The organism is Paenibacillus illinoisensis NBRC 15959 (assembly GCF_004000925.1).
In the GTDB taxonomy this organism is placed as follows: domain Bacteria; phylum Bacillota; class Bacilli; order Paenibacillales; family Paenibacillaceae; genus Paenibacillus; species Paenibacillus illinoisensis.
On the sequence record NZ_BIME01000015.1, the window covers coordinates 39,171 to 61,270 of the forward strand.

The 22,100-nt window shown below is 50.6% G+C and carries 15 protein-coding genes; 1 reads left to right on the top strand and 14 read right to left on the bottom strand.

The features are described 5' to 3' along the window. Positions 1 to 7: 7 nt before the first annotated feature. The 6 genes from PIL01S_RS26220 to ytxJ all read right to left on the bottom strand — a co-directional run bounded on the left by PIL01S_RS26220 (position 8) and on the right by ytxJ (position 8,163). Positions 8 to 2,347, bottom strand: a complete 2,340-nt coding sequence (locus PIL01S_RS26220) for a histidine kinase (RefSeq protein WP_127540517.1) — start codon at positions 2,345 to 2,347, stop codon at positions 8 to 10. A 132-nt stretch (positions 2,348 to 2,479) separates the two neighbouring features. Next, complete coding sequence (kdpC, locus tag PIL01S_RS26225) at positions 2,480 to 3,040, bottom strand: potassium-transporting ATPase subunit KdpC (RefSeq protein WP_127540519.1); 561 nt, start codon at positions 3,038 to 3,040, stop codon at positions 2,480 to 2,482. A 258-nt stretch (positions 3,041 to 3,298) separates the two neighbouring features. Then, complete coding sequence (gene kdpB, locus PIL01S_RS26230; protein WP_246058570.1) at positions 3,299 to 5,467, bottom strand: potassium-transporting ATPase subunit KdpB; 2,169 nt, start codon at positions 5,465 to 5,467, stop codon at positions 3,299 to 3,301. A 72-nt stretch (positions 5,468 to 5,539) separates the two neighbouring features. Next, positions 5,540 to 7,219: a potassium-transporting ATPase subunit KdpA gene (gene kdpA, locus PIL01S_RS26235; RefSeq protein ID WP_127540521.1), complete on the bottom strand. Its 1,680-nt coding sequence runs from the start codon at positions 7,217 to 7,219 to the stop codon at positions 5,540 to 5,542. A 36-nt stretch (positions 7,220 to 7,255) separates the two neighbouring features. Beyond that, positions 7,256 to 7,333 (bottom strand): potassium-transporting ATPase subunit F, encoded by a 78-nt coding sequence (locus tag PIL01S_RS30195; protein ID WP_127540645.1) that lies wholly within the window; start codon positions 7,331 to 7,333, stop codon positions 7,256 to 7,258. A 290-nt stretch (positions 7,334 to 7,623) separates the two neighbouring features. Then, positions 7,624 to 8,163 (bottom strand): bacillithiol system redox-active protein YtxJ, encoded by a 540-nt coding sequence (gene ytxJ / locus PIL01S_RS26245; protein WP_246058571.1) that lies wholly within the window; start codon positions 8,161 to 8,163, stop codon positions 7,624 to 7,626. 195 nt (positions 8,164 to 8,358) lie between these two features. On the opposite strand from ytxJ, the gene PIL01S_RS26250 reads away from it, so the two are divergent. Further along, complete coding sequence (locus tag PIL01S_RS26250) at positions 8,359 to 9,216, top strand: hypothetical protein (protein ID WP_127540523.1); 858 nt, start codon at positions 8,359 to 8,361, stop codon at positions 9,214 to 9,216. Between the two features lie 82 nt (positions 9,217 to 9,298). On the opposite strand, the gene PIL01S_RS26255 is transcribed toward PIL01S_RS26250, so the two are convergent. The 8 genes from PIL01S_RS26255 to PIL01S_RS26290 form a co-directional block, all read right to left on the bottom strand. After that, positions 9,299 to 9,727: a VOC family protein gene (locus PIL01S_RS26255; RefSeq protein WP_127540525.1), complete on the bottom strand. Its 429-nt coding sequence runs from the start codon at positions 9,725 to 9,727 to the stop codon at positions 9,299 to 9,301. A gap of 392 nt (positions 9,728 to 10,119) precedes the next feature. Then, positions 10,120 to 10,356 (bottom strand): MerR family transcriptional regulator, encoded by a 237-nt coding sequence (locus tag PIL01S_RS26260; protein WP_127540527.1) that lies wholly within the window; start codon positions 10,354 to 10,356, stop codon positions 10,120 to 10,122. 223 nt (positions 10,357 to 10,579) lie between these two features. Beyond that, positions 10,580 to 11,452, bottom strand: coding sequence for a sugar phosphate isomerase/epimerase family protein (locus tag PIL01S_RS26265; RefSeq protein ID WP_127540529.1), 873 nt, complete (start codon positions 11,450 to 11,452; stop codon positions 10,580 to 10,582). 12 nt (positions 11,453 to 11,464) lie between these two features. Then, positions 11,465 to 12,340 (bottom strand): sugar phosphate isomerase/epimerase family protein, encoded by an 876-nt coding sequence (locus PIL01S_RS26270; protein ID WP_127540531.1) that lies wholly within the window; start codon positions 12,338 to 12,340, stop codon positions 11,465 to 11,467. Positions 12,341 to 12,568: 228 nt separating this feature from the next. Beyond that, the gene (locus PIL01S_RS26275) at positions 12,569 to 15,667 is read right to left on the bottom strand and encodes an alpha-mannosidase (RefSeq protein ID WP_127540533.1); all 3,099 of its coding nucleotides are present in this window, start codon (positions 15,665 to 15,667) and stop codon (positions 12,569 to 12,571) included. Beyond that, positions 15,664 to 17,976, bottom strand: a complete 2,313-nt coding sequence (locus tag PIL01S_RS26280) for a glycoside hydrolase family 3 N-terminal domain-containing protein (RefSeq protein ID WP_127540535.1) — start codon at positions 17,974 to 17,976, stop codon at positions 15,664 to 15,666. The genes PIL01S_RS26275 and PIL01S_RS26280 overlap by 4 nt, the downstream gene beginning before the upstream one ends. Before the next feature lie 55 nt (positions 17,977 to 18,031). Continuing rightward, a complete protein-coding gene (locus PIL01S_RS26285; RefSeq protein WP_127540537.1) occupies positions 18,032 to 20,245 on the bottom strand; it encodes a helix-turn-helix domain-containing protein in 2,214 nt (737 codons plus the stop codon). A 171-nt stretch (positions 20,246 to 20,416) separates the two neighbouring features. Further along, on the bottom strand, positions 20,417 to 22,054 hold the full coding sequence (locus PIL01S_RS26290) for a type 2 periplasmic-binding domain-containing protein (RefSeq protein ID WP_127540539.1): 1,638 nt from the start codon (positions 22,052 to 22,054) through the stop codon (positions 20,417 to 20,419). Positions 22,055 to 22,100 lie beyond the last annotated feature (46 nt).

The window sequence follows — 22,100 nt, forward strand, 5'->3', positions numbered from 1 at the left end:
GTACTGTTCACATCCCGCTTGGATCATAATCGTAATCTGCAACTATTAATACATCCATATGTCTGGACAGCCGTACCAGCCGATTGATCACCGATCCGGCACCACGATAGCCATTTAGCCACCAGAGCCTCTTCGCTTGACCAACCACCAGCTGCGTTGCTTTTTCCTCTGCTGCCTTGCTTGCCAAAATACTTGATACTTCCCTCAGTTTCTCACTGTGATGAATATGAAATTTCCCACCCAGCCTGATGGTTAGCTGTTCCAGGGCCTCCAGCTGATCCTTTACTTCGTCACTCATTGCCCTGCCTACATGTACATGATGTACATGCCATACGGCCTTCAACCGATAAGCCGTGCGAAAACCACGGCGAATTAACCGCTCCGCATGTTTGTCACTGCTTACACAGACAAAGACCGCTTCCTGTCTTCGCCAAGGGCCCCGAAGCGCACTTTTTTGCTCCTTCGCTTCCAGCCGTTCATCCACATCATCAGCCAGTTCACGCAGGGCAAGTTCCCGCAATGCAATCAGATTGCCAATGCGGAAGAAATTCGCTAGTGCCTGCTCCACCTTGGCTGCTGCATAGATTTTACCTTCCCGCATGCGCTGCCGCAAGGCCTGGGGTGCAACATCGATTAACTGCACTTCATCTGCCATTTGCAGAATCTGATCCGGTACCGTCTCCCGGACCCGAATTCCCGTTATGTGCTCTACGGCATCGTTCAGGCTTTCCAAATGCTGCACGTTAACAGTCGTGATTACCGAGATACCTGCATCCAGCAGATGGAGCACGTCTTCGTAACGTTTTTTCCTTACGCTTCCGGGCACATTGGTATGGGCCAGTTCATCCACCAACACTACTTCCGGGCAAAGGCGAAGAATAGCCTCTGTATCCATCTCCTCCAACGCTACTCCCTGATATGTCCGACGATCCCGTGGAATGACAAGCAGCTGTCCGATCTGTTCCATGGTCTCTTCCCGATTGTGCGTCTCTAGCAAGCCAATTCGAACATCAATGCCTTTACGGAGCAGATCGTTGCCTTCCCGCAGCATCATATAGGTTTTACCTACACCCGGGGCTGCACCGATGTATACTTTGAATTTGCCTCGCTGAATCTGGCCGATCTGTTTTTTCACTTCTTGATCGCTTAATCTGCGATAGGTTGTGCTACGGGTATCCGGCAATTTTGCGGGAAGTAATCGTTCCCCATCCAGCTCGGTTCGGTCTGCAAGCAGGAACAGATCTACCCCCTGCAGCTTGTGCAAGAGCGAGTTGATGACAGAACCTTGCCATAACTCCTGCCAGCGGGTATGACGTGAGTGACCCATCACAATTCGGGTAATCTGCTGCCTGGCAGCATAACGTGCCAAGGTGGATGGAATCCTGCGACGATGCGTCATGGGCAATTCCTCGAATGCTCCTCCGAATTTCTCCACCAGCTTGATCATGTTTCGGCGAAATACCGTGGCTTCCTTGGTTAATGCCTTCTTCATATCGCGGAACGTGACCACGCATAAATCACCATTCAGTCTCTTCGCAATCTGCTGCCCTCTCCGAATATAAATGGATCCATTCCAATGATATTGAGTCGACACCAGCACCCGTTCCATGATGCCTGTTGTCATGGTAATACCCATCTCTTCCCGGTGTTCCCGCAGGGATTCATTGACTCCTTCGGCAACGAGTTTCAGCGCCAGTTCCCGTAAAATGCCCAAATTGCCTTGTCGAAACAATGCCTCTCCCTCATACCCCTTCAAATGTCCTTCGGCAAGCCGGGTCAAAACCGTTTCCGGTGTCACATCGATCAGCTTCACTTCGTCAGCCAATTCAAGTGTCCCCGCAGGAACGGTATACTCTGCCGCAATACCTGTGAGTTTACGGGCCAGTTCGGTATACCCCTCCAGCTCGTAGACGTTCACCGTTGTGATCACACTGATGTTGTGTTTCAGTAAATACTGAATATCCTCCAGCCTCGTAGCATGCAGAGCTCCCTCGCGGTTTCTATGCGCCAGTCCGTCAACGAGCACCACTTCCGGATTGCGCTCCAGCAGAGCTTCAATATTGAGATCCTTCATCTCCATGCCATCTCTCTGACGGCACCAGTGGATACTCGGAATCCGTTCAAGCTCGCCGAGCTGTTCCACGGTTTCCGGTCTTTGCATGGTCGATACCGCGCAGATCACCACATCAATGCCTTGCTGGCGCAGCGTATTTCCTTCTCTTAACATATGATAGGTTTTGCCAGAACCGCTGACCGGACCGATATAGATGGTGAGCGTGCCCTGCTGCAGCTTCGTAATCATCTTCAGGAGGTCCTCGGCTGATCTGCGCTTGAAGCTTTCATGCATTCGTTGATGTCTCCTTTCCACTCCCAATTTATCGAAAATGGAGAAAGCCCCTTCCGAAATCCGGAAGAAGGCCAATGATAGATAAGGCGATCCATGCCGCTTTTGACTTGAGCTCAGATATATTTCTGCAGGCTAATTGAGCTCTGCTGTCAGCGCCAGATTCAGTGCAGTCACATTGACACGAGGCTCTCCGAATATGCCGAGCTGACGCCCTTGAACATGCGCTTCCACAAGTTCTACGAGCTGCTGCTCACTAAGACCTGTCGCCTGACTAATTCGCGGGATCTGTGCTTTTGCTGCTTCCGGTGAAAGGTCAGGATCCAGACCTGAGCCCGAACCCGTCACCAGATCGGCAGGAATCTGCTGTAGTGTGGGATTTTCCTGTCTAAGCTGAGCAATCTTATCTTTCATCTCACCAATATACTCCGCCGAAGCTACTGCCCGATTGGAGCCTGCCGATGCCGTCGGGTCATAACTCGCGTTTGATGCACGGGGTTGGAACATGTCCGGTGATTTTACTTCCTGTGCCAGCAGGGATGAACCGATCACTTTTCCGTTTTGGGTAATCAGGCTCCCATTCGCTTCTGCTGGAAACAGCAGCTGTGCCGCAGCAGTCGTCACCATCGGATACACGATGCCGCAGATCAGCATAAGTACAACTGACAAGCGGATGGCAGGCAGTATGGTCTTCATATCAGTCACATCCTGAATTCGTTATTTTAAAACAAAATTGAGCGTTACACTGTATCACTTCGATTACAGCCCCATCTTCCGATCGCTGTTATCCACGGATTTTTTGATCTATTCTCCTCATGGAAAAATCCGTGGATAGCTTAGGCTTCCGATGTAGCTTTCTTGCAAAATGCTTTTAGGCGAACGCTTCGTTTCTACAGATTTGTTCTGCCCTCTCTGTTTTCGTGTAAAAAGGAGTCCAATTTATAGGAGTTAGTATCACACCAGATGCAGTCCCGAAAGAATCATGTCAATCAGCTTAATCCCGATAAAGGGCACGATCACGCCACCCACGCCATAGATCAACACATTGCGTCCGAGCAGCCGCTCGGCTGACATGGCCCGGTACTTCACGCCCTTCATCGCAATCGGAATGAGCAGCGGGATGATGATTGCGTTAAAGATCAATGCCGACAGAATGGCTGATTGCGGTGAAGCCAGATTCATAATATTCAGCGATTGGAGCTGCGGCATAGCGATAATAAACATTGCCGGGATAATGGCAAAGTATTTCGCAATATCATTCGATATCGAAAAGGTGGTTAGCGCCCCGCGTGTAATCAAAAGCTGCTTCCCAATGGAGACCACCGACAGAAGCTTGGTCGGGTCGGAATCCAGGTCAATCATGTTGGCCGCTTCCTTGGCCGCCATGGTACCCGAATTCATCGCCAGGCCCACATCGGCCTGCGCCAGGGCAGGCGCATCATTGGTCCCGTCGCCGGTCATGGCGACGAGCTTGCCTGCCTGCTGCTCTTTTTTGATCGCGGCGATCTTGTCTTCCGGCTTCGCTTCAGCAATAAAGTCATCCACGCCTGCTTCCAGTGCAATCGTGGCTGCTGTAAGAGGGTTGTCGCCTGTACACATGATCGTTTTGATACCCATGGACCGCATCTCGGCAAACTTCTCCTTCAGACCCGGCTTCACTGTATCCTTCAGGTAGATTACACCGTAGATCCGGTCATCGATCGCAACAGCAAGGGGAGTGCCTCCAGCCTTGGCAATGCGATTGGCGATGTCATCCAGATCGGCAGGAATTCGTCCACCCCGGGAAGCAATATGATGCTTGATGGCATCCACTGCGCCCTTGCGAATCTGCATTCCGCTGCCAAGATTGAGACCCGACATACGGGTCTCGGCGGTAAACTCCACACTTTCCGCATCTGCATATTCCTGCTCTGGCCAGCGCTCTCCCTGCTTGCCTGCAAGCTCCACCACGGAGCGTCCTTCCGGCGTCTCATCACGAACCGAGGCCTGCAGCGCTGCCCGGGTCATCTCCTGCACGGTCACACCCTGAACGGGAATGAACTCGGAGGCCATGCGATTTCCGTACGTAATTGTTCCGGTCTTATCCAGAATCAGCGTATCAATATCCCCTGCCGCTTCCACTGCTTTCCCTGACATGGCGAGCACGTTGAACTGCGTGACCCGGTCCATTCCGGCAATCCCGATTGCGGACAACAGGCCCCCTATTGTTGTAGGAATAAGGCAAACCAGCAAGGCAATCAGTGTCGCCAAATCAAGGCGAATGCCTAGGTAACTCGCCATCGGAACCATCGTCAGAATGACGATCAGGAAAATCAGGGTCAATACGGCCAGCAGCGTGGTCAGCGCGATTTCGTTTGGCGTTTTCTGACGCTGCGCACCTTCAACCAGAGAGATCATCCGGTCAAGGAAGGATTCTCCCGGATCGGTCTGTACCCGCATGACGATATAGTCGGAAGTGACTCGTGTACCTCCCGTTACGGAGGAAAAATCACCGCCTGCTTCCTTGATGACCGGAGCTGATTCACCCGTGATGGCCGATTCGTCTATGGAGGCCAATCCTTCAATAATCTCGCCGTCCGTGGGGATCAGTTCTCCTGCTTCCACGCGGACAATATCTCCCTTTTTCAACTGAGTCGATGATACTTGCCGAATTGTCCCATCCTTTTGCATCAATTTGGCGGTCGTATCCGATTTCGTCTTGCGCAGGGTATCTGCCTGGGCTTTGCCCCGGCCTTCGGCGAGCGCTTCAGCAAAGTTGGCAAACAGTAGTGTGAACAACAGGATGAGGAACACCGCTACGTTGTACCCCCGTCCCGCTTCCGATGCAGCAAAAAGATCCGGATCGATACATAAGAGCAGCGTGATGAACGTGCCAACTTCCACGATAAACATGACGGGATTTTTGATCATGACCATCGGATTAAGTTTCTTAAAGGCGTCCAGAGAAGCCTGCCGTACGATGTCCCCGCTTAATCTCCTTTTGCCTGGACCTTGTTGGCGGGGATTAATCTCCTTTCCCTCACCCTTTCCGCTTGGTCTGTATGTTTCGTTGTCTGTTTCTGCAATTGCTTGGTTACTTGTTCCTTCCACCATGTGTTCCTTCTTTCGCTCTATAGCACCCATTAATTTCGTGCACCTCCATGCTTAACATCCTTGCTGTACTTCCCGTAATCCACTTCATAGACTGTCCGTCCATTACCGGAGCATCGCCAAATGCTCAGCGATCGGCCCAAGCGCCAGTGATGGGAAGAAGGTGAGCGCTCCGACCACCACAATCATCATCACCAGAATCCCTGCAAATAAAGGGGTATGTGTGCGAAGTGTACCCGTTGTTACCGGAACTACTCGTTTCGTTGCCAGGGATCCTGCAATCGCGAGCATGGCAATCATGGAGATGTACCTTCCCAGAAGCATCACCACACCAATGGCGATATTGTAAAAGTCGGTATTGGCATTCAGTCCGGCAAAAGCGGACCCATTATTGGCAGCACCCGATGCAAAAGCATAAAGCACTTCGGTCAGGCCATGCATGCCTGAATTTGAAATCGAGGCTACCGCTTCAGGCCGCATAAGCGCCAGCGCAGTTGGAGCCAAAATAATCAAGGGATGAATCAGCAGCGCGATCGATGCGAGCTTTACTTCTTTCCCTTCAATTTTTTTGCCCAGAAATTCAGGTGTCCGTCCTACCATCAGTCCGGAGATAAACACGGCCAGAATGACGTACAGCAATCCGTTAAGCAGGCCCACCCCTTTACCGCCAAATACGTTATTGAGCATCATTTCGGCAAGTGCCACCATTCCGCCGAGCGGCGTGAGCGACTCATGCATATTGTTGACGGATCCCGTTGTCGCAGCTGTAGTCACTGCCGTGAATAACGCCGATTCGGCTATCCCAAACCTGACCTCTTTCCCCTCCATGTTCCCTTGAATGCCGGCGGCATCCAGCGCAGGTACACCGCGGTACTCCGATACAAAAACAGTCGTGAGCATCACGAGAAACAGAAAGCTCATCGCTGCAAACAATGCCCAGCCTTGCTTCCGGTTGTTTACCATCAGTCCGAATGCATACACCAGTGCAGTGGGCAGCAGCATCATGCAGACAATGTGGACCAGATTCGCCAGCGCAGTTGGATTCTCGAAGGGATGCGCTGCATTGGTTCCAAACCAGCCGCCGCCATTCGTACCAATGTGTTTAATCGACTCGAGTGAAGCAACCAATCCGCGAGTGATTGTCTGCTCTCCGCCTTCCAGCGTGGTCGCGTTTACCGCCCCTGCCAGCGTCTGTGGCACACCCTGAAAGACCAGGAATAAGGCCACAATGAAGCTCAGCGGCAAAAAGATTCTTGTAATCGACCGTACCAGGTCGACATAAAAGTTCCCCAGTTCATCCCTCCGGCCAACCAGTCCGCGGATGAATGCAATTGCTACAGCGAAGCCCGTTGCCGCCGATGTAAACATCGGGAACGTCACGGCCAGCATCTGTGACAGATACGACAGGGCATTCTCGCCCGTATACGACTGCCAGTTGGTGTTGGTCATGAAGGATGCTGCTGTATTAAACGCCTGCGCTGCAGGCATGTTGCTGATGCCATCCGGGTTGAGCGGCAGAAACTGCTGCAGCCGCAGCACCAAAAACATCAAAATCAACATGACGAAGTTGGAAATGAGCACAGCTGAAAGGTACTTTTTCCAGCCCATCGACTCATTCTCCCGAACCCCCATTAATCGATAGAGCAGTCGTTCAGGTCCTCCAAAGATCCGGTCCAGTCCTGTCCGCTTGCCATCGAATACCTTGACCAGATAACTACCCACCGGTTTTACCAGCAGGATGATGATCAGCAGCGTGACCGCCACTTGTAATAAACCGCTACCCATATCCATAGTTCCTCCCTAATCTGCGATCCAAATGATTCAGAATTTCTCCGGCTTCACGAGCACATAGCCCAGATAGACCATAAGTGCCAGTACAATCATTCCTATAGCGGTCATATGCACCTTCCCCTCCCTGGCTATAGCCCTAGGCTCTCTCGCAGAATTTAATGAAACTCCAGAACACCACGAACAGCAGCACAACTAATCCGATCATCGCAGCATCACTGACCATATGCCCTTCCTCCCTCTCTCTACCGTTCTTCCAACCTGCTACGTGTAAAATCTTATACCTGAACGCTGTAAAAAGGGGGTAAAGAAATCCCTGCCAGGGTGTAAAAAAAACGTAAAAATAGACCCGTTCCTTCGCCAATGGCTGAAAGAAAACGAGTCTATCGGTGATTTGACCTTTATCCAAACGGATTCTGCGCCCATTGCAGCAGTCTCTTTTTCGTGATTTTGCCGTGGGATGTGTGCTTGATGACCTGCCCTTGATCCAGAAGCAGCACCTGTGGTGATTCATGATGTACCTCTGTTTCCTCCGCAATCCGGCGGGAGAGCGGGCGATTCTCGATGACTTTGACGATATGATAGTCCATCTGCTGTCTGGGATCGGACGCATTGGAGCCCACAAATGCAATAAACTCCCGGTACGCCCTCGCGCTGATCGGACAGGTGGTGCTGTGCTTCAGGATGAGTACGGGATGATCCTCCGAAGATTGAAGTGCCTCTTCCCAGTCTTCCTGTCTACGGAGTTCACGGACATGTTCCTTCAACATATCTTCCGTACCAGCAATCGCCCGTTTGCTTACCACTGATCCAATCACAACGCCAAGGGCCACGCCAAAAGCAATGCCAAGCGCGAGCTGATCCGTTGCCGTACCAATGCTCACTCCGAGTGCTAGGCCTAATCCAAGCCATAGAGCTTGGGGATTCACTTTTTTCTCCATGGTGATCATCCTTTCAGAAGATATGTATAATAAGGTTCTATAACAAATTTCTGTCCTGTATTCTCCTCAAATTATACCATAGGCATGCCTTTGGTCGACTTTTATAAAATGCATCTCCGGGTATATACTTGTGATACACTGATTGTAAATTGGAAACGATGAATGGAGAAACAATGGGAAAGGCGGAATCACGAAATGACATATGCTTTTATGATAGAGCCTCAGCAGTACATTCCCCTAGACAACGATGAGGAACTCATTGAAAAGTGCCAGGAGTGGGGCCTGCTTTCGGGTAAAGCAACCAAGCTCAAAACGTTCTACTATAAAGGAAACGGACTGAACACGCCCTGTACCATCATTGGTTATGTGGATCATATGGCTGCCGTCATCCAACTGGATAATGAACAAAAACACTGCATTCATCCCTCTTATCTGAAAGAGATGCAAGCGTCGAGCTACAATGTAAGATCCGTGGCGGCAGCAGAAACGGATAAGGCGAGTGAGCCATTGAACATATCCCGGACAGAGGACACAGCTCATGCTGTTACTGCTTCAGTCAACTTGGATACCATATCCGATTCAGACGATATTCCATCTGATCTGAATGACATGGACATCGATGCCGGGGAAAGCCATTCCGGACTGAAAGGTGACCCGGATGGACTTGTAGAGGAATATGTTGGCCCACAAGGCGGGACAAGCAGTGAAGCGAAACCGAAGGCGAAGACGGCAAGCAAGGCGAAATCGGTCAAGATTGACCTGCCTGAAGGCAAAGTGAAAATGACGGCAGTCGTCAAGGAATTTACAACGGTTCCAAACCATTTCTCCGATAATGATGATGAAGTTATCGTTTATGAAGGAGTGGCCATCACCGAACCTGATCACGTTGAACTTGGTGAAGCCTGGTCCAGCCATAGTGCCACGATGAAAAAGCAGGAGCTTGAAATCGGGGATGTCCTGACTTTTGAAGCAAAGATCATTAAGAAGAAGCTCACTCGAAATCCAGTGCCCTATAAGATCAACAATCCTTCCAAGATTCAAAAGCAAGTCTAAGCCAAAAAGACCTCCAGCTCGCGTGATGAAAATCAGGCAGTGGAGGTCTTTGCTTTTTAAGGATAGCGTCGAAGACAATTAGCTAGGCTTGGCCAGGTGTACAGCTAATTTGGAACTGAACGCCGTACTTGTCCGTAACCATGCCGTATGCCGGGCTCCAGAATGTCTCCTGGATTGGCATTTTCACCTCTCCGCCATCTTCGAGTTTGTTGAAAATGTGCTTGGCTTCATCTGCGGTATCCGTATTCACGGTAACACTGATGTTGTTACCAATGACATGAGGCATGCCGGGGAACGTATCCGACAACATGAGCACTGAGCCCCCGATCTGCAGAGAAGCATGCATGATGCGGTCCTTGGCTTCTGGCGGAATCGGATGATCCGGACTTGACGGACCTTCACCGAATGTCTGAATTGCCAACACTTCTGCGTTAAAAACCTCTTTGTAGAACGCGACTGCTTCCTTTCCGTTTCCATCCGTTACAAGATACACATTCAAACTAATCGCCATGCGTTCTTCATCTCCTTAAGCTCATGTTTTGATAACCATTCCTGCCGCTTGCGACATGAGTATATAGGACAGGTTGTCCTTTGACAAGCAGGTATTTCCTTCTTTAAAGCAATACCCTTTCCGGTCGGATCTTATCCCAGGACTCTCCTGATATAATGGGTCAACACAATCAATATTCCCGGTACAAGCGCCGCGAAGCTGGCATAGATCAGACACCATTTCAATAGGGTGAAGATTGGCGTTATTTCGGCTATCATAGGTGTGCGTCCAGGATAACGAAGCATAACGATGGAGCAGAATACAAGAAGGACGAATCCGGTGAAGCCCCTCCGCCCGTATAAACAAAAACAACCACCTCCCGAACTCATGTCGGTAAGATGGCTGATGTAGGACTATATGGATTTGTTCTTCTTAACGATGTCGGCAATCTCGCTCTCCAGCAACAAATACCGATGTACGCTTCGCATAATGGGCACCTTGGTTAACTTGTTTTTGTCCACATACAGTTTCATTTGATCTTTAGATAAACCGAGCAGATTGCCTGCCTCCGAAACCGTCAGTACAACCGCGGGGTTTGTCGCATTAAATGTTTTTTTCACCTTTTGATTCCAGTCCTCGAATACCTGCATAGATCAGTGATCTCTCCCATCCATAGCCAGTAAATTTCCAGGCTGAATAGATTCAGTATATCACACTTGTGACGATCGTAACTTGATCCTTGCACAGAACCAATATATGTTAGCTTACTGAGAGGACACTCGCAGATCGGTCTGCACGAATACAATCGTGTAAAAGAGCCAAAAAAGCCACTTTAAAGTAAAGTGGCCCGAGATATAAAATCGAATGATTGCCTTATGCTTCTTTCCAAAATCGGCGCAGGTTGTCCATCGCCATTCGGGATGCGGACTTACACTCTTCCATGCCTTCGAATTCCACCGTAATGTTGCCATCATATCCGAATTCCTTGATCAGCTTCACAATTTTCCGGATTGGGATATCTCCATGCCCCACAATGGCTCCGCGCAGAAAATTGCCATGAGTTGTGGTGAACCAATCACCACCACCCGGATGTTCATCATATGGACGGAAATAAAAGTCCTTGAAATGCACCAGGGAAGCGTATGGCAAGTTCTTCATGACACCGATTATCGGATGCTCATCCACACACATAAAATTGCCAATGTCCAGCGTTGTTTTGAAATTGGGGCGGTCTACAGCTTGCAGCACTCGTTGCACCCGATCGCTTGCCTGCACACTGAACCCATGGTTCTCAATCGTCGTTGTAATGCCGAACTGTGCGGCATAGTCCGCGATAATCTGGCTTCCCCGAACCATGAGCGGCAGATGCTGCTCAAACCAGGTAATGGTCATGTTTTCTTTCGGCAAGGTAAAGGCCGTCACGTCATGACGCATATGTTTGACACCCATTCGGTGCACGACATCGACATGCCTTTTGACCCGGGCCATTTCTTCCTCAAAGGCCTCTTCCGTCTCCTGTACAAAATTGGCTGGCATCGAATAATTGGACAGCTCTATGCCTGCGGAAGCAGCACGCTCCCGAATCGCATCAGCCAGCTCCGGGTTATCTTCCACCGTGTAGCCGTACGGGACCATTTCCATATGCTCGCCGCCATTTGCCGCAATCCAGTCGATCACGTCCAGAACCGTCATCTCGCCCGACTTCAAATCGTTCAACAAGCTATACGTACTCAGGCCCACTTTCATCTTCTCAGCTCCCTAACGGTATTGTTTGATAAATTCAACCGCCTTGCGGATATCCTGTTCAGGCTGATCGCCGACTTCGCGCTCAATCGTCAGGTACCCTGTATAACCAATCTCTTGAAGGGCAGCAAAATAGCTGTCAAAATCCACTCCACCCTCTCCGAGCGGCACCTCGCGGAAAAAGGTTCCTGAGGATACCATTTCGGCAATTTTCTCATGATCCATCGGCGCATAGCCCACTGCCCCGTATACATCCCTTGGATCGACTTCCTTCAGGCGTACACCATCCTTCACATGGGTATGTACGATGTAGTCCTTCAGCAGACGCACACCCTGAGCCGGGTCATCACCCGTCACCATCACCATGTTAGCCGGGTCAAAATTGACTGAAACCCCGTTTGTTGAGAGGGTATCCAGAAATCCTTTCAGATCAGCTGCCGTCTCCGGTCCTGTCTCAATTGCAAAGTACGCCCCTGCACTTTTTGCATACTGACCAAGCTCTTCACATGCTGCGTGCAGCGTAGCGTATACCTCTGAGGCAGGGTCATGCGGGACAATGCCAATATGGGTCGTCACAATATGGGTACCCAGATCAAGTGCCAGATCCACGATGCGCTTAGACTTCTCGACTTTCCATAGGTTATCTTCCTTCACCTGAAATCCGTGACCGCCCAGGTCGCCGACCAGGGCTGAAATTTCAAGACCCAGGGAATCAATATAGCTTTTTAGCTCCTTGCGTGCCGCGGGAGACAGATTTTCCGGATCCATCTCTCCCTTGACCGCATAGATTTGCACACCTTCAGCACCCACATCCTTGGCCTTTTTCAACCCTTCACGCACACCTACGCCGAAGCTATCCACAATTACACCGATCTTGTTCGTTAATGTCATGTCATGCCCTCCCGTGAATTGGTATTTTCAAAACAGGATACTGTCCGAGCCGATATTCAGATGATATGAACGTCAATGATAGAGAAGCGAATCTTCCTCGACTCTTCCTCATCATAACTAAAGTATGAGTCGCAGTCACATATCAATCGAGCATCTTTTTTTATATCCTTTTACGTCATTTATCGTGTGGGTTCCAAGCGGCCTGTCTAGGCAATGCCTGGCTAATCCTTAATCAACAGGACGAAGTTTCACCGATTTGATCTCATAGGGTCTAAATGTCAGCTCGAATGCGCCTTTCTGAGAAGTAAGCGGATTAATTTCATCCTCCAACAGGTTGACGATCGATGCCTCCACATTCCGGTCTTTCCACTCGGCCTGTACCGTCTCCCGGCCACCTGACGATTCATAGAAGCGAAGTATCGTTCCCGTACCATCTTCCGAGGCCTTAACCGTATCCAGGATGACATGCTTGCTCTGATAATCAATCCAGGCATGCTCCGCAGGTAGGACGCCCGCATGCCTGCCTGCGGCAACGGCCTGAACCGGATGATTCAGCTCCATCGCCTGACGTACGACCCCGGCTTCTCGCCAATCTCCCTGGTGGGGCAATAATGAATACGTAAATTCATGTTCGCCCTGATCGGCATGTTCATCCGGCCACTTCGGAGCACGCAGCAGAGACAGGCGAATTGTCCGATCCTTGATGTCGTATCCATATTTGCAGTCATTCAGCAGACTTACTCCGCTATTGCCCTCGGAGATATCCGCCCAGCGATGCCCGCAGACCTCAAACTGTGCCTGTTCCCAGCTGGTGTTGTTATGTGTCGGCCGTTCCAGCGCACCAAACGGGATTTCATACGCTGCTTTGGCAGCCACCAGATCCACCGGAAAGGCTACCTTGAGCAGCTTATGACTCTCATTCCAGCTGACCTTTGTCTGGAAATCCACCCGGCGCTGATGATGATAAAATAAGATATCCTGGCTGATGTCAGATTCATTCAACTTCCAGCGAAACCGCAGTACATCCTTGACTTCACCCCGCTGTACAACCTCCTTCGAGATTAGCTGAACCTTACCTGCAGGCTGAGATTCGAACCTCGGATCAATGTCCCATGCATCCCAGTAGGTCGGTTTGTCGTGGAAAAATTGCAGTTCATTCGCCTTGTCCCCTGGCTTCAACCACTCCCGACCCACAGATTTGTCGTACCATCTGGTAATCTCGCCGATCTCGTTGAATTCAACCATATAAAATGGGGTCTCCCAGCTGGAAGGGAAAGAGTCCTCCATCCATGCAGCTGGAGCTGAATGCTTGTCTGGGCAAAGCCATATCGTCGTATAACCAAACGCAGGGATGGATGGGATAACGACAGACAGGGTCCGTACGTCTTCCTTTTCCACCAGATCACAATCCATCCGATTACCGTTCTGGTCAAACGCTGCCATCCCGCTGAGTTCAGCACCCCCACTAAGGGTCACCACTTCTCCGCGCTCCCAGCCCAGACTATTGAATATAACGTACGGCAAACCGTCTGAACCATCTGTTGCAATGCGTTCTGTGAGATAGCCAAGGTTACTATCCAAAGCCGCCGTGCCCAATTCGAATACCTTCGTGTACTCTTCCGCTGATGTAACGTACGCTTCCGGAATGGACGTGCCGGGGATAATATCATGGAACTGATTAAGCATAATCAGCTTCCAGCCCTCCTTCAGCGCACTCTTCGCCCAATCTGCCTCAGACCCGGCAAACTGACCCCAGATCTCCGCATCCCGATACAGCACTTCCGCCTTGCGGTTGCTTCGTTTATTTCGCGCATGCGTCGTATACGTTCCACGATGCAGCTCCAGATACAAGTCGCCATGCCATTTCGGCAGCGTCGGATTATCGGTCGAAATCCCTTCGAAAAAGGCCTGCGCCGTACTGAATGTGCTGATCGGCTGACCCACCATGAACTGGGCACGCTCCGCAAACTCAACCATCTCATGTGTAACCCCGCCCCCACCGTCTCCATGTCCATAGAGGAGCATTTGCTCCGGATGCAGATCCTTCTGTTTATAGGATTGCCAGTGTTCATCCACATCCTTGGGACGCGTATGCTCATTCACCCCGTGATTGAGATACGCCAGCACTGAGGTACCATCTATGCCTACCCAGTCAAACAGGTCGTAAGGAAACACATTGGTGTCATTCCAGTTGAGCTTGGTGGTCATGAAATAGGGAACATTCGCAAGCTGAAGTATTTGCGGCAGGGACGCACAGTAGCCGAAAGTGTCCGGCAACCATTCGATGCTTGAGCGCTTGCCAAACTCCTCCTGGTAGAAGTTCTGTCCGTACAGAATCTGTCTCACCAGGGACTCGCCGCTCGGGATATTCAAGTCCGGCTCTACCCACATGCCACCGACGAGTTCCCATCGACCCTCCGCAATGCGAGCTTTGATCCGTTCGTACAGGTCCGGATAATGCTCCTTCACGAAGGCATATAGCTGAGGCTGGCTCTGTGAATACACGAACCCCGGATGTTCGTCCATTAAGGTACACATTGTGGAGAAGGTACGGCTGGACTTGCGCACGGTTTCCCGTACAGGCCAGAGCCAGGCGATATCAATATGTGACTGTCCCACAAGATGCATGAATCCATCCCGTTGTTCTTCCGGATCCTGCTCCTGCACGGACTGTGCAAGCAATTGTTCGAAGCGCTGCACCCACGCTGGCTCAATCCACCGTCTCGGCTCGTTGTACATCTCATCCATGATTTGGTGAATGGCCCGAACCAGCCGGGTACGCTTCAGATCTTTTTCAGGCAATGCCTTTAGCGATTCTGCAAGCACCGTTACGCTATACATGAGACTTTGCAGAGGACGATTGATATGTACGAGGGCTGTATGTATGCCCCGAATCGGCGATTGTATGACCGCCTGGCGATTCAGTGGATCGTGCGGCTCCGGAATGGGATCATACAGCTCAATCTCCAGCAGGGGTGATGCCCCAACCCGGCTTCTGGGAAGCGGGACCAGCCAATGATTGCGATCCAGTCCGTGATATGACTTGCCGTTCACCTTCAGCAGCCCTTCACCACCCGCTTCAAAAGTCAAAGCAATGGCATGATCCTCCCAATCGCCAGGGATTTCAATGAGCTTGCTCATAAAATAAGTCGTTCCGTGTGTACTATGAAGGGGATTCACAGATTGGACAGAGGCTTCTTCCTGCTCCATCCGGTATTCTCCAGGCCGTATATATCTGGCCTTCTGCATCTGCCATTCGGGCAGCTCCACCTTCGCTAACCATTGCTGCTGTGACATATCCTCTATAAATCGGCTTATCCGAATCATACCGGTCCCACCTCACTTCGCACTTGTAAATCGCATGCCTTCCACTTCTTAGAGCTGCTGCCAACCATCAGACGGAACTTGCCCGGCTCAACCACCCACTGATGGCGGGAGTCCATGAGCTTCAGGTGCTCTGCATTCACGTTAAAAGTAACCGTTTGGGTCTGTCCGGGCTCCAGATAGATCTTGCGAAAACCCTTAAGTGACATTTCCGGCCGAGTAACAGAGGCAGCTTCGTCTGTTATATAGAATTGCACAACCTCAGCTCCGGCTACCTGACCTTTATTCGTGACCTCCACCTGGACCTCAGCCTCACCATTCGGTTCAATCATTTCAGGCACAACTCTCACATGGTCATACTCGAATTCGGTATAGCTGAGCCCGAAGCCAAACGGATACTGCGGCTCCAGATTCATCTCCAGATATCTCTTCCCACGCGTACGTCTGGCATTGTAAACCACGGGGAGCTGTCCGACATGTTTGGGGATGGAGATGGTCAAACGCCCGGAAGGATTCACATCTCCAAACAGAATGTCTGCCACCGCATTGCCGCCCTCCTGACCCGGGTACCAGGCCTCCAAAATGGCATGCACATGCTCGTCGATCCAAGGCTCTGCAATAGGTCGCCCGTTTATATATACGACAACCACGGGTTTGCCCAGCTTATATACCTCCTGCACCAACTCCAGCTGCACACCCATCAGATTTAGCGATGAACGGTCGATACCTTCACCACATTCCATATCATTCCATGGATTATCCGTTACTACCGATGCACCCGTCCGTAGATCAATTGTGCCTTCTCCGAAGTCGCGAGCGCTTGATCCGCCCATAACCATCACAACTACGTCGGCCTGTTCAGCACAAGCGAGTGCTTGCGCAAAGCCCTCCCTGGAATCGCCTTTAATCCGGCAGCCGGGCGCGTACAGAATTTGATCCGCATGAGCACCAACCTTGCGGCGTATGCCTTCCAGCACTGTAACGATCTGTCCACTCGGTTGTGGAGAGGTGTAGTCTCCCAGCTGGTTATACGTATGGTTGGCGTTCGGACCCAGTACTGCGATCTTCGGACCCGTCTTGCTGAGCGGAAGGAGATTCTCCTCATTTTTGAGCAAAACAATCCCTTCCTGGGCTGCCTTCCTTGCCAGCTCTACATGCTCTTCGCAACCAATCACTCGCTCGGCGAATTCTGGGTCGACATAAGGCTGCTCAAACAGCCCCAATCTAAACTTCATCTCCAGAATCCGCCATACCGCTGTATCCAGATCCTGATGATGAATCAATCCCTGCTCCAGTGCCTTCGCCAGATGTTTACGATACATGAATCCGGACATCTCCATGTCCACACCCGCTTGAAGAGACTGAGCTACGGCCTGCTCCCCGTTCTCCGCTGTGTTGTGTCCGCTGACCAGCATCTGAATGGCACCAAAATCGGTGATGACAAACCCCTCAAAGCCCCACTGCTCGCGCAGGAGATCATTCAACAGATACGTGCTGGAAGTGCACGGTACACCGTCAATTTCGTTGTACGCAGTCATCACAGAGCATGCGCCGGCCTCCACCGCCTTTTTGAAAGGCAGCAGGTCTACCTCGTGCAGCTCGCGCAGACCCATATGCACAGGAGCGGCATTACGCCCTCCTTCCGAGCTTCCATATCCCGCAAAATGCTTCAGCGTTGCCAGAATGGTCCGGTCCGAATCTAGACGGTCTCCCTGTAATCCCCTGATCGCTTCCACAGCCAATTCACCAATCAGATATGGGTCTTCGGCAAAACACTCCTCGGTCCGTCCCCATCTTGGGTCCCGCACCACATCCAGCACAGGCGAATAGGTAGCTGCTCCGCCCTGGCTGCGAGTCTCGACCGCAATCGCCTCACACATCTTGCGGTACAATTCCGTGTTCCACGTGCTTCCTACGGTCAGCGGCACCGGAAATACCGTTGCCCCGATCGCCATATGGCCATGCGAACATTCCTCCCCGAACAAAATGGGAATGCCCAGACGCGAGTTTTCAATCGCATAGCGCTGAATTTCATTGGTGGCAGCCGCTCCCTGTCCCGGGGTCAACCCGGTTTCCAGTGTTACCTCGGTCCACGGGTCAGCACGAAGCACGCCGTATAGAGAACCAACGCCACCTTGCGCGATATTTTCTTTGAATTCCTCCGTCACTTGTACGGTGCCATCCGACTCTTTCCGGTATGTCTTCCAGCCCATCGGCTGGATCAGCTGGCCAATTTTCTCTTCCGTAGTCATCTGTTCAAGCAAACTCTGTACCCGCTCGGGGATCGGTAACGAAGCATCTCTATAATCCATGTGCACATTCTCCTTATGCATTTGGCTTGGCTTGCTGCTTGTGTTCCACTTGAGATCAAATGGCTTTTCGGTAATCGCTCGGTGCGACCCCTACCACATTTTTGAAGGCCCGGTTGAATGAATTGTAATTCGTGTATCCGACTTCCTCGCTGATCTCCTGAATGGCCTTATCCGTCTCCTGCATCAACTGTTTGGCCTTCTCAATCCGCTGACTGATCAGCAAATCCACAAATTTCTCACCAATCTCATCCTTGAAAAGCTTGCTTAAATATTTCGGATTAATATCGAACAGGTCACTCAAATAATTCAAAGACAGATCTGGATTGTTATAGTTCTCTTCGATATACTTGCGAATCTCCAGAATATGTGTCCGGTGTTTTTTGGCACAACGCAGTGTTTGCATCTGCCCGGCAAGTGTTTGGAAGCCTTCCTTGCATAATTCCCGCAGATCTTCAGCGGTCTCCCAATCCTCCAGATTGCGAAGCAGATGACCCATAACCTCCGCCCACAGCTCGTGGTATTCACGCGGCAGCTCTGCGAATTCCCGGTTCACATGCTGGAACAGTAGCTGGATCGTGTTCATGATTTCCTGACGGGACAACATTGAGGCATGAATTTGCTCAAACAGCCTGTCAAAATGCTTGTCCCAATCGTCATCGGACAGCCGCATCGCCTGTACCAACAGCGATATGGTCTTCAGGAATTCATACACGTCATTGGTTGAGCCCGGTACATCACCGTACGGAATAATCCGGTTTACACCCAGTACCGCTTTGTAATCGAGCGCATGGACAGCCTCCTTGAAGGATGCTCTGAGACCACGCAGGTCCACAGCTACCCGTCCAATTCCGATGGTTACCGTGAAGTTCAGATACTGCTCGACCTGGTCCAGATAACCTTCGAGCAGTCTGCGCTCACTCTCCTCCGGCTGCGGCGTCTCCGGTAACCATAAGATGGCATACAGCCGATGGTCCGAGATCCACTCCGCCCATACCTCTGTATCTTCCTTGCGGGCGCTCTCCTGCAAAATGCTGGACAATACAAATTTCAGAAGGGACTGGTCCTGCACATGGTATTCATCAATGAAGCGGGAGTAGCGATCGATCTCCACGACCATCACGGTCCATCTGTCATCCAATCGTGGCAGGCTGAACTTGTTCATCTCGGCCAAGAGCTCATCTCCGGTAAACTCCTTCGTTCCCTCCAGCAGTTCCTGAAAGAAGTATTTTTTCTTCAAAATCAGATTCTCTTCGTATTCCTCCTGATACTGCTTCGTTTGGTCAATCATTTGCTCCAGAGTCGTCTGGATAAATCGGAACTCATTCTCCTTGGCATAGCTCATGCCTGGCTGTTTCTGTGAAGCCACCGTCTCGATTAACGTGACAATCTGCTGAATTGGCTTATAATTCCTGCGCGTTACATAGATCACCCACACTACACCAATCAGAACAACAGCCACGGCAAACACAAACCAGATATTGTAGAATTTCAGGGCAAATTTGACGACTTTGCCATTGTTCAGCCCTGTCTGTACCTTCCACCCGCTGTAGCTGGAAGTGAATTCAGAGAAAACTTCGCCGGAAGAGGCTTGGACTGCATGCTCTTCTGTCACACCGCTGTCCCACAGATTGCCGCCTGATCGATTGTAGATATTGACGAAGGTGAACTCGGGATCGTACATCTGCATAATGGACTTTTGCAGCGTCTGCAGATCAACATTTACCACAATCAGCCCACTCCCATTGCCAACTCCACGGATCAGTGTAATGACTTGTTTCCCTTCCTCTGTGGGAAAGGCCCTGAAAGTTCTTCCGCCGACCCATTTCTGCGTTTCTGCAGCCCGGCTGTCTTCTATAAATGCCGCATCCGGGAACTCCTCGATGGGCACGGGCTTGCCATTGCTGAATACCTTATCATCCCTGTAACGGACCATATAAATGGAGTCGATTAACGGATATTCTATTTTCAATTCGTCGATAACCTGAACTGCCTGAATGCCGGCATAGACATCATCACTTCCGGTTACCGCGTAATAATTTTTCAGATTCGGATTGGTCAAAATCTCACGCAGCACCTTGAAATCGATCGAGCGCAGGGAATTATCCAAATACTGCGTCACTTGTGAAGCCAGAAATTCATTGGCCTTTAGCGCTTCCTTGCGGTTCTGTTCATTGAAAATCTGAAAGAAGATAATAAATAGAATCGTAGTCACAATAAAGAACACAGGCAGATACGAAAGCAGCAAACGTCTAAACCAATTGTTGTTCATCCCCAAGGTCCCCCCACCACTGTTTATACATGTGACGACAACCACTCGCTCTGGTCGTTAACTACCTATAAATAATCCGTATTATATCGGAGGAAGTGGGGTTGTCAAAGGATAAAACTGTCCCGGTCACTGGTGACTTCGGGACAGTCTCGATCTTGAATTCCTCAACTATTATTGATCCTTCTCAATTGCACGCTGGTAGATCTCAAGGTAATTGCTGAGTCCCAGTCCATCGAAGCCTTTGACATATGAATCCCATTCCTTATCGATGCTTTTGCTGCCGATAATGAACTGTGCCATATTGGTCTGCACATAATCCTTGATGGCCGTGGTAAGTTGTGCTGCCGATTCGGTATCCTCCGGACGAATAAATACATTTGCCGGATATACTTCTTTTGGTGCATATGGTTCATACACATTGGTCGCTTGAGCCAGCCTTGTACCGTAGCCTTCTGCCTCTAATGGATTTTGACCTTCGGCAAACAGGTTACGGAATGTATTGGACAAGTCATGTGCTCCGATCTGGGACCAGCTTTCGTTAACGACAACGTTCGGGTCACGTTCAGGCAGGTTGTAGTAGCTGTACTTGGCAGGCTCACCATTAATGTTTTTCTCATCTGCATCAGCCTTCTTCCATCCCTTGCCTTCGGTCGGGCCATATTCCGCGTACAGGGCACCTTCTTCACTGAACATGTAATCCACAATTTTGATCGCCGCAATCTGCTGTGCTTCTGTTGCTTTGTTCGTGATGGCAAACTCAAACTCGCCTACGCTCTGTGTAGCACCTGTTGTCTGTACGCCATCCGGTCCTTTCAATGGAGGAACGATCTCCCAATGCTGGTGACGTGTAATATCTTTGTCATAGGTGTTCACGAGATAACTGACCAGTGCCGTCGTAATGGAACCGACCACTTCGTCGCCTTCCTTATTTCCCAGCTGTCCGATGGCCTGGTCGTTTTGCGTGAATGAAGCCGGGTCAATCAGGCCTTCCGCATACAGCTTGTTCATGTACTCCAGCCCTTTTTTCCACTCATCCTTGTTTGCTGCAAAATCTACCTTGCCATCGTTCACGATCAGGTATTTGTCATTGTCGTTGTAGATGAAGCTGTTCATCAGGTAGGCATCAATGTTGCCATTCCATACATACTTGTTCGGTGCGCCAGTGAGAGGAATCTCATCAGCCTTGCCGTTACCGTTGGGGTCCTGCTCCTTGAACGCCTTCAACACCGTGTACAGTTCATCCGTCGTTGTTGGCATTTTCAGGCCCAGGTTATCGAGCCATTCCGTGTTGATCCAGTACTTCTGTGCATACGTACAGTGGTAACATTCATTGAAAATCGGCAGGGCATAGATGTTGCCGTCCGGAGCTGTGATGGCTTCTTTGAAATATGGCTTCTCTTCCATGATCTTGGTCAGATTCGGGCCATATTCCTTGATCAGATCCTGCAGCGGAAGGAACACGCCTTGTTTTCCATAGTTCTGAAGATCTGAGGTGGTGAACTTGCCGTGAAGGAACACTTCGGGATAATCACCACTGGCGAGCAGCAATTGTCTGCGGTCCTGCAATGCGTCTGTCGGGGCCAGATCCCATTTCAGGGTAACGTCGAACTTGTCTTCGATAAATTGGGTGAACTCATTCTCTTCCATGGACGCTTTGCCTTGCGGGGCAAAGAAAGTCATCGTTACAGGGCCACCGCTCTCGCCGCTACCGTCGCTACCTGCACCCGATTCTTCGGATGAACCGCATGCGGACAACAAAGCCATTGAAGCAAAGACCAGAAACAACATCGAAATCCAAGATTTTCTCAATCTGACTCCTCCTTTTTGTTCAAAACGGCATACAACTCGTTTACTG

Excerpts from the sequence above, each read along its gene's own strand:
- PIL01S_RS26285 (WP_127540537.1), bottom strand. The coding sequence starts at position 20,245 with ATGAACAACAATTGGTTTAGACGTTTGCTGCTTTCGTATCTGCCTGTG.
- ytxJ (WP_246058571.1), bottom strand. The coding sequence starts at position 8,163 with ATGGAGAAAAAAGTGAATCCCCAAGCTCTATGGCTTGGATTAGGCCTA.
- PIL01S_RS30195 (WP_127540645.1), bottom strand. The coding sequence starts at position 7,333 with ATGACCGCTATAGGAATGATTGTACTGGCACTTATGGTCTATCTGGGC.
- PIL01S_RS26255 (WP_127540525.1), bottom strand. The coding sequence starts at position 9,727 with ATGGCGATTAGTTTGAATGTGTATCTTGTAACGGATGGAAACGGAAAG.
- PIL01S_RS26220 (WP_127540517.1), bottom strand. The coding sequence starts at position 2,347 with ATGCATGAAAGCTTCAAGCGCAGATCAGCCGAGGACCTCCTGAAGATG.
- kdpB (WP_246058570.1), bottom strand. The coding sequence starts at position 5,467 with ATGGGTGCTATAGAGCGAAAGAAGGAACACATGGTGGAAGGAACAAGT.
- kdpC (WP_127540519.1), bottom strand. The coding sequence starts at position 3,040 with ATGAAGACCATACTGCCTGCCATCCGCTTGTCAGTTGTACTTATGCTG.
- PIL01S_RS26265 (WP_127540529.1), bottom strand. The coding sequence starts at position 11,452 with ATGAAAGTGGGCCTGAGTACGTATAGCTTGTTGAACGATTTGAAGTCG.
- kdpA (WP_127540521.1), bottom strand. The coding sequence starts at position 7,219 with ATGGGTAGCGGTTTATTACAAGTGGCGGTCACGCTGCTGATCATCATC.
- PIL01S_RS26280 (WP_127540535.1), bottom strand. The coding sequence starts at position 17,976 with ATGGATTATAGAGATGCTTCGTTACCGATCCCCGAGCGGGTACAGAGT.
- PIL01S_RS26250 (WP_127540523.1), top strand. The coding sequence starts at position 8,359 with ATGACATATGCTTTTATGATAGAGCCTCAGCAGTACATTCCCCTAGAC.
- PIL01S_RS26270 (WP_127540531.1), bottom strand. The coding sequence starts at position 12,340 with ATGACATTAACGAACAAGATCGGTGTAATTGTGGATAGCTTCGGCGTA.
- PIL01S_RS26275 (WP_127540533.1), bottom strand. The coding sequence starts at position 15,667 with ATGATTCGGATAAGCCGATTTATAGAGGATATGTCACAGCAGCAATGG.
- PIL01S_RS26260 (WP_127540527.1), bottom strand. The coding sequence starts at position 10,356 with ATGCAGGTATTCGAGGACTGGAATCAAAAGGTGAAAAAAACATTTAAT.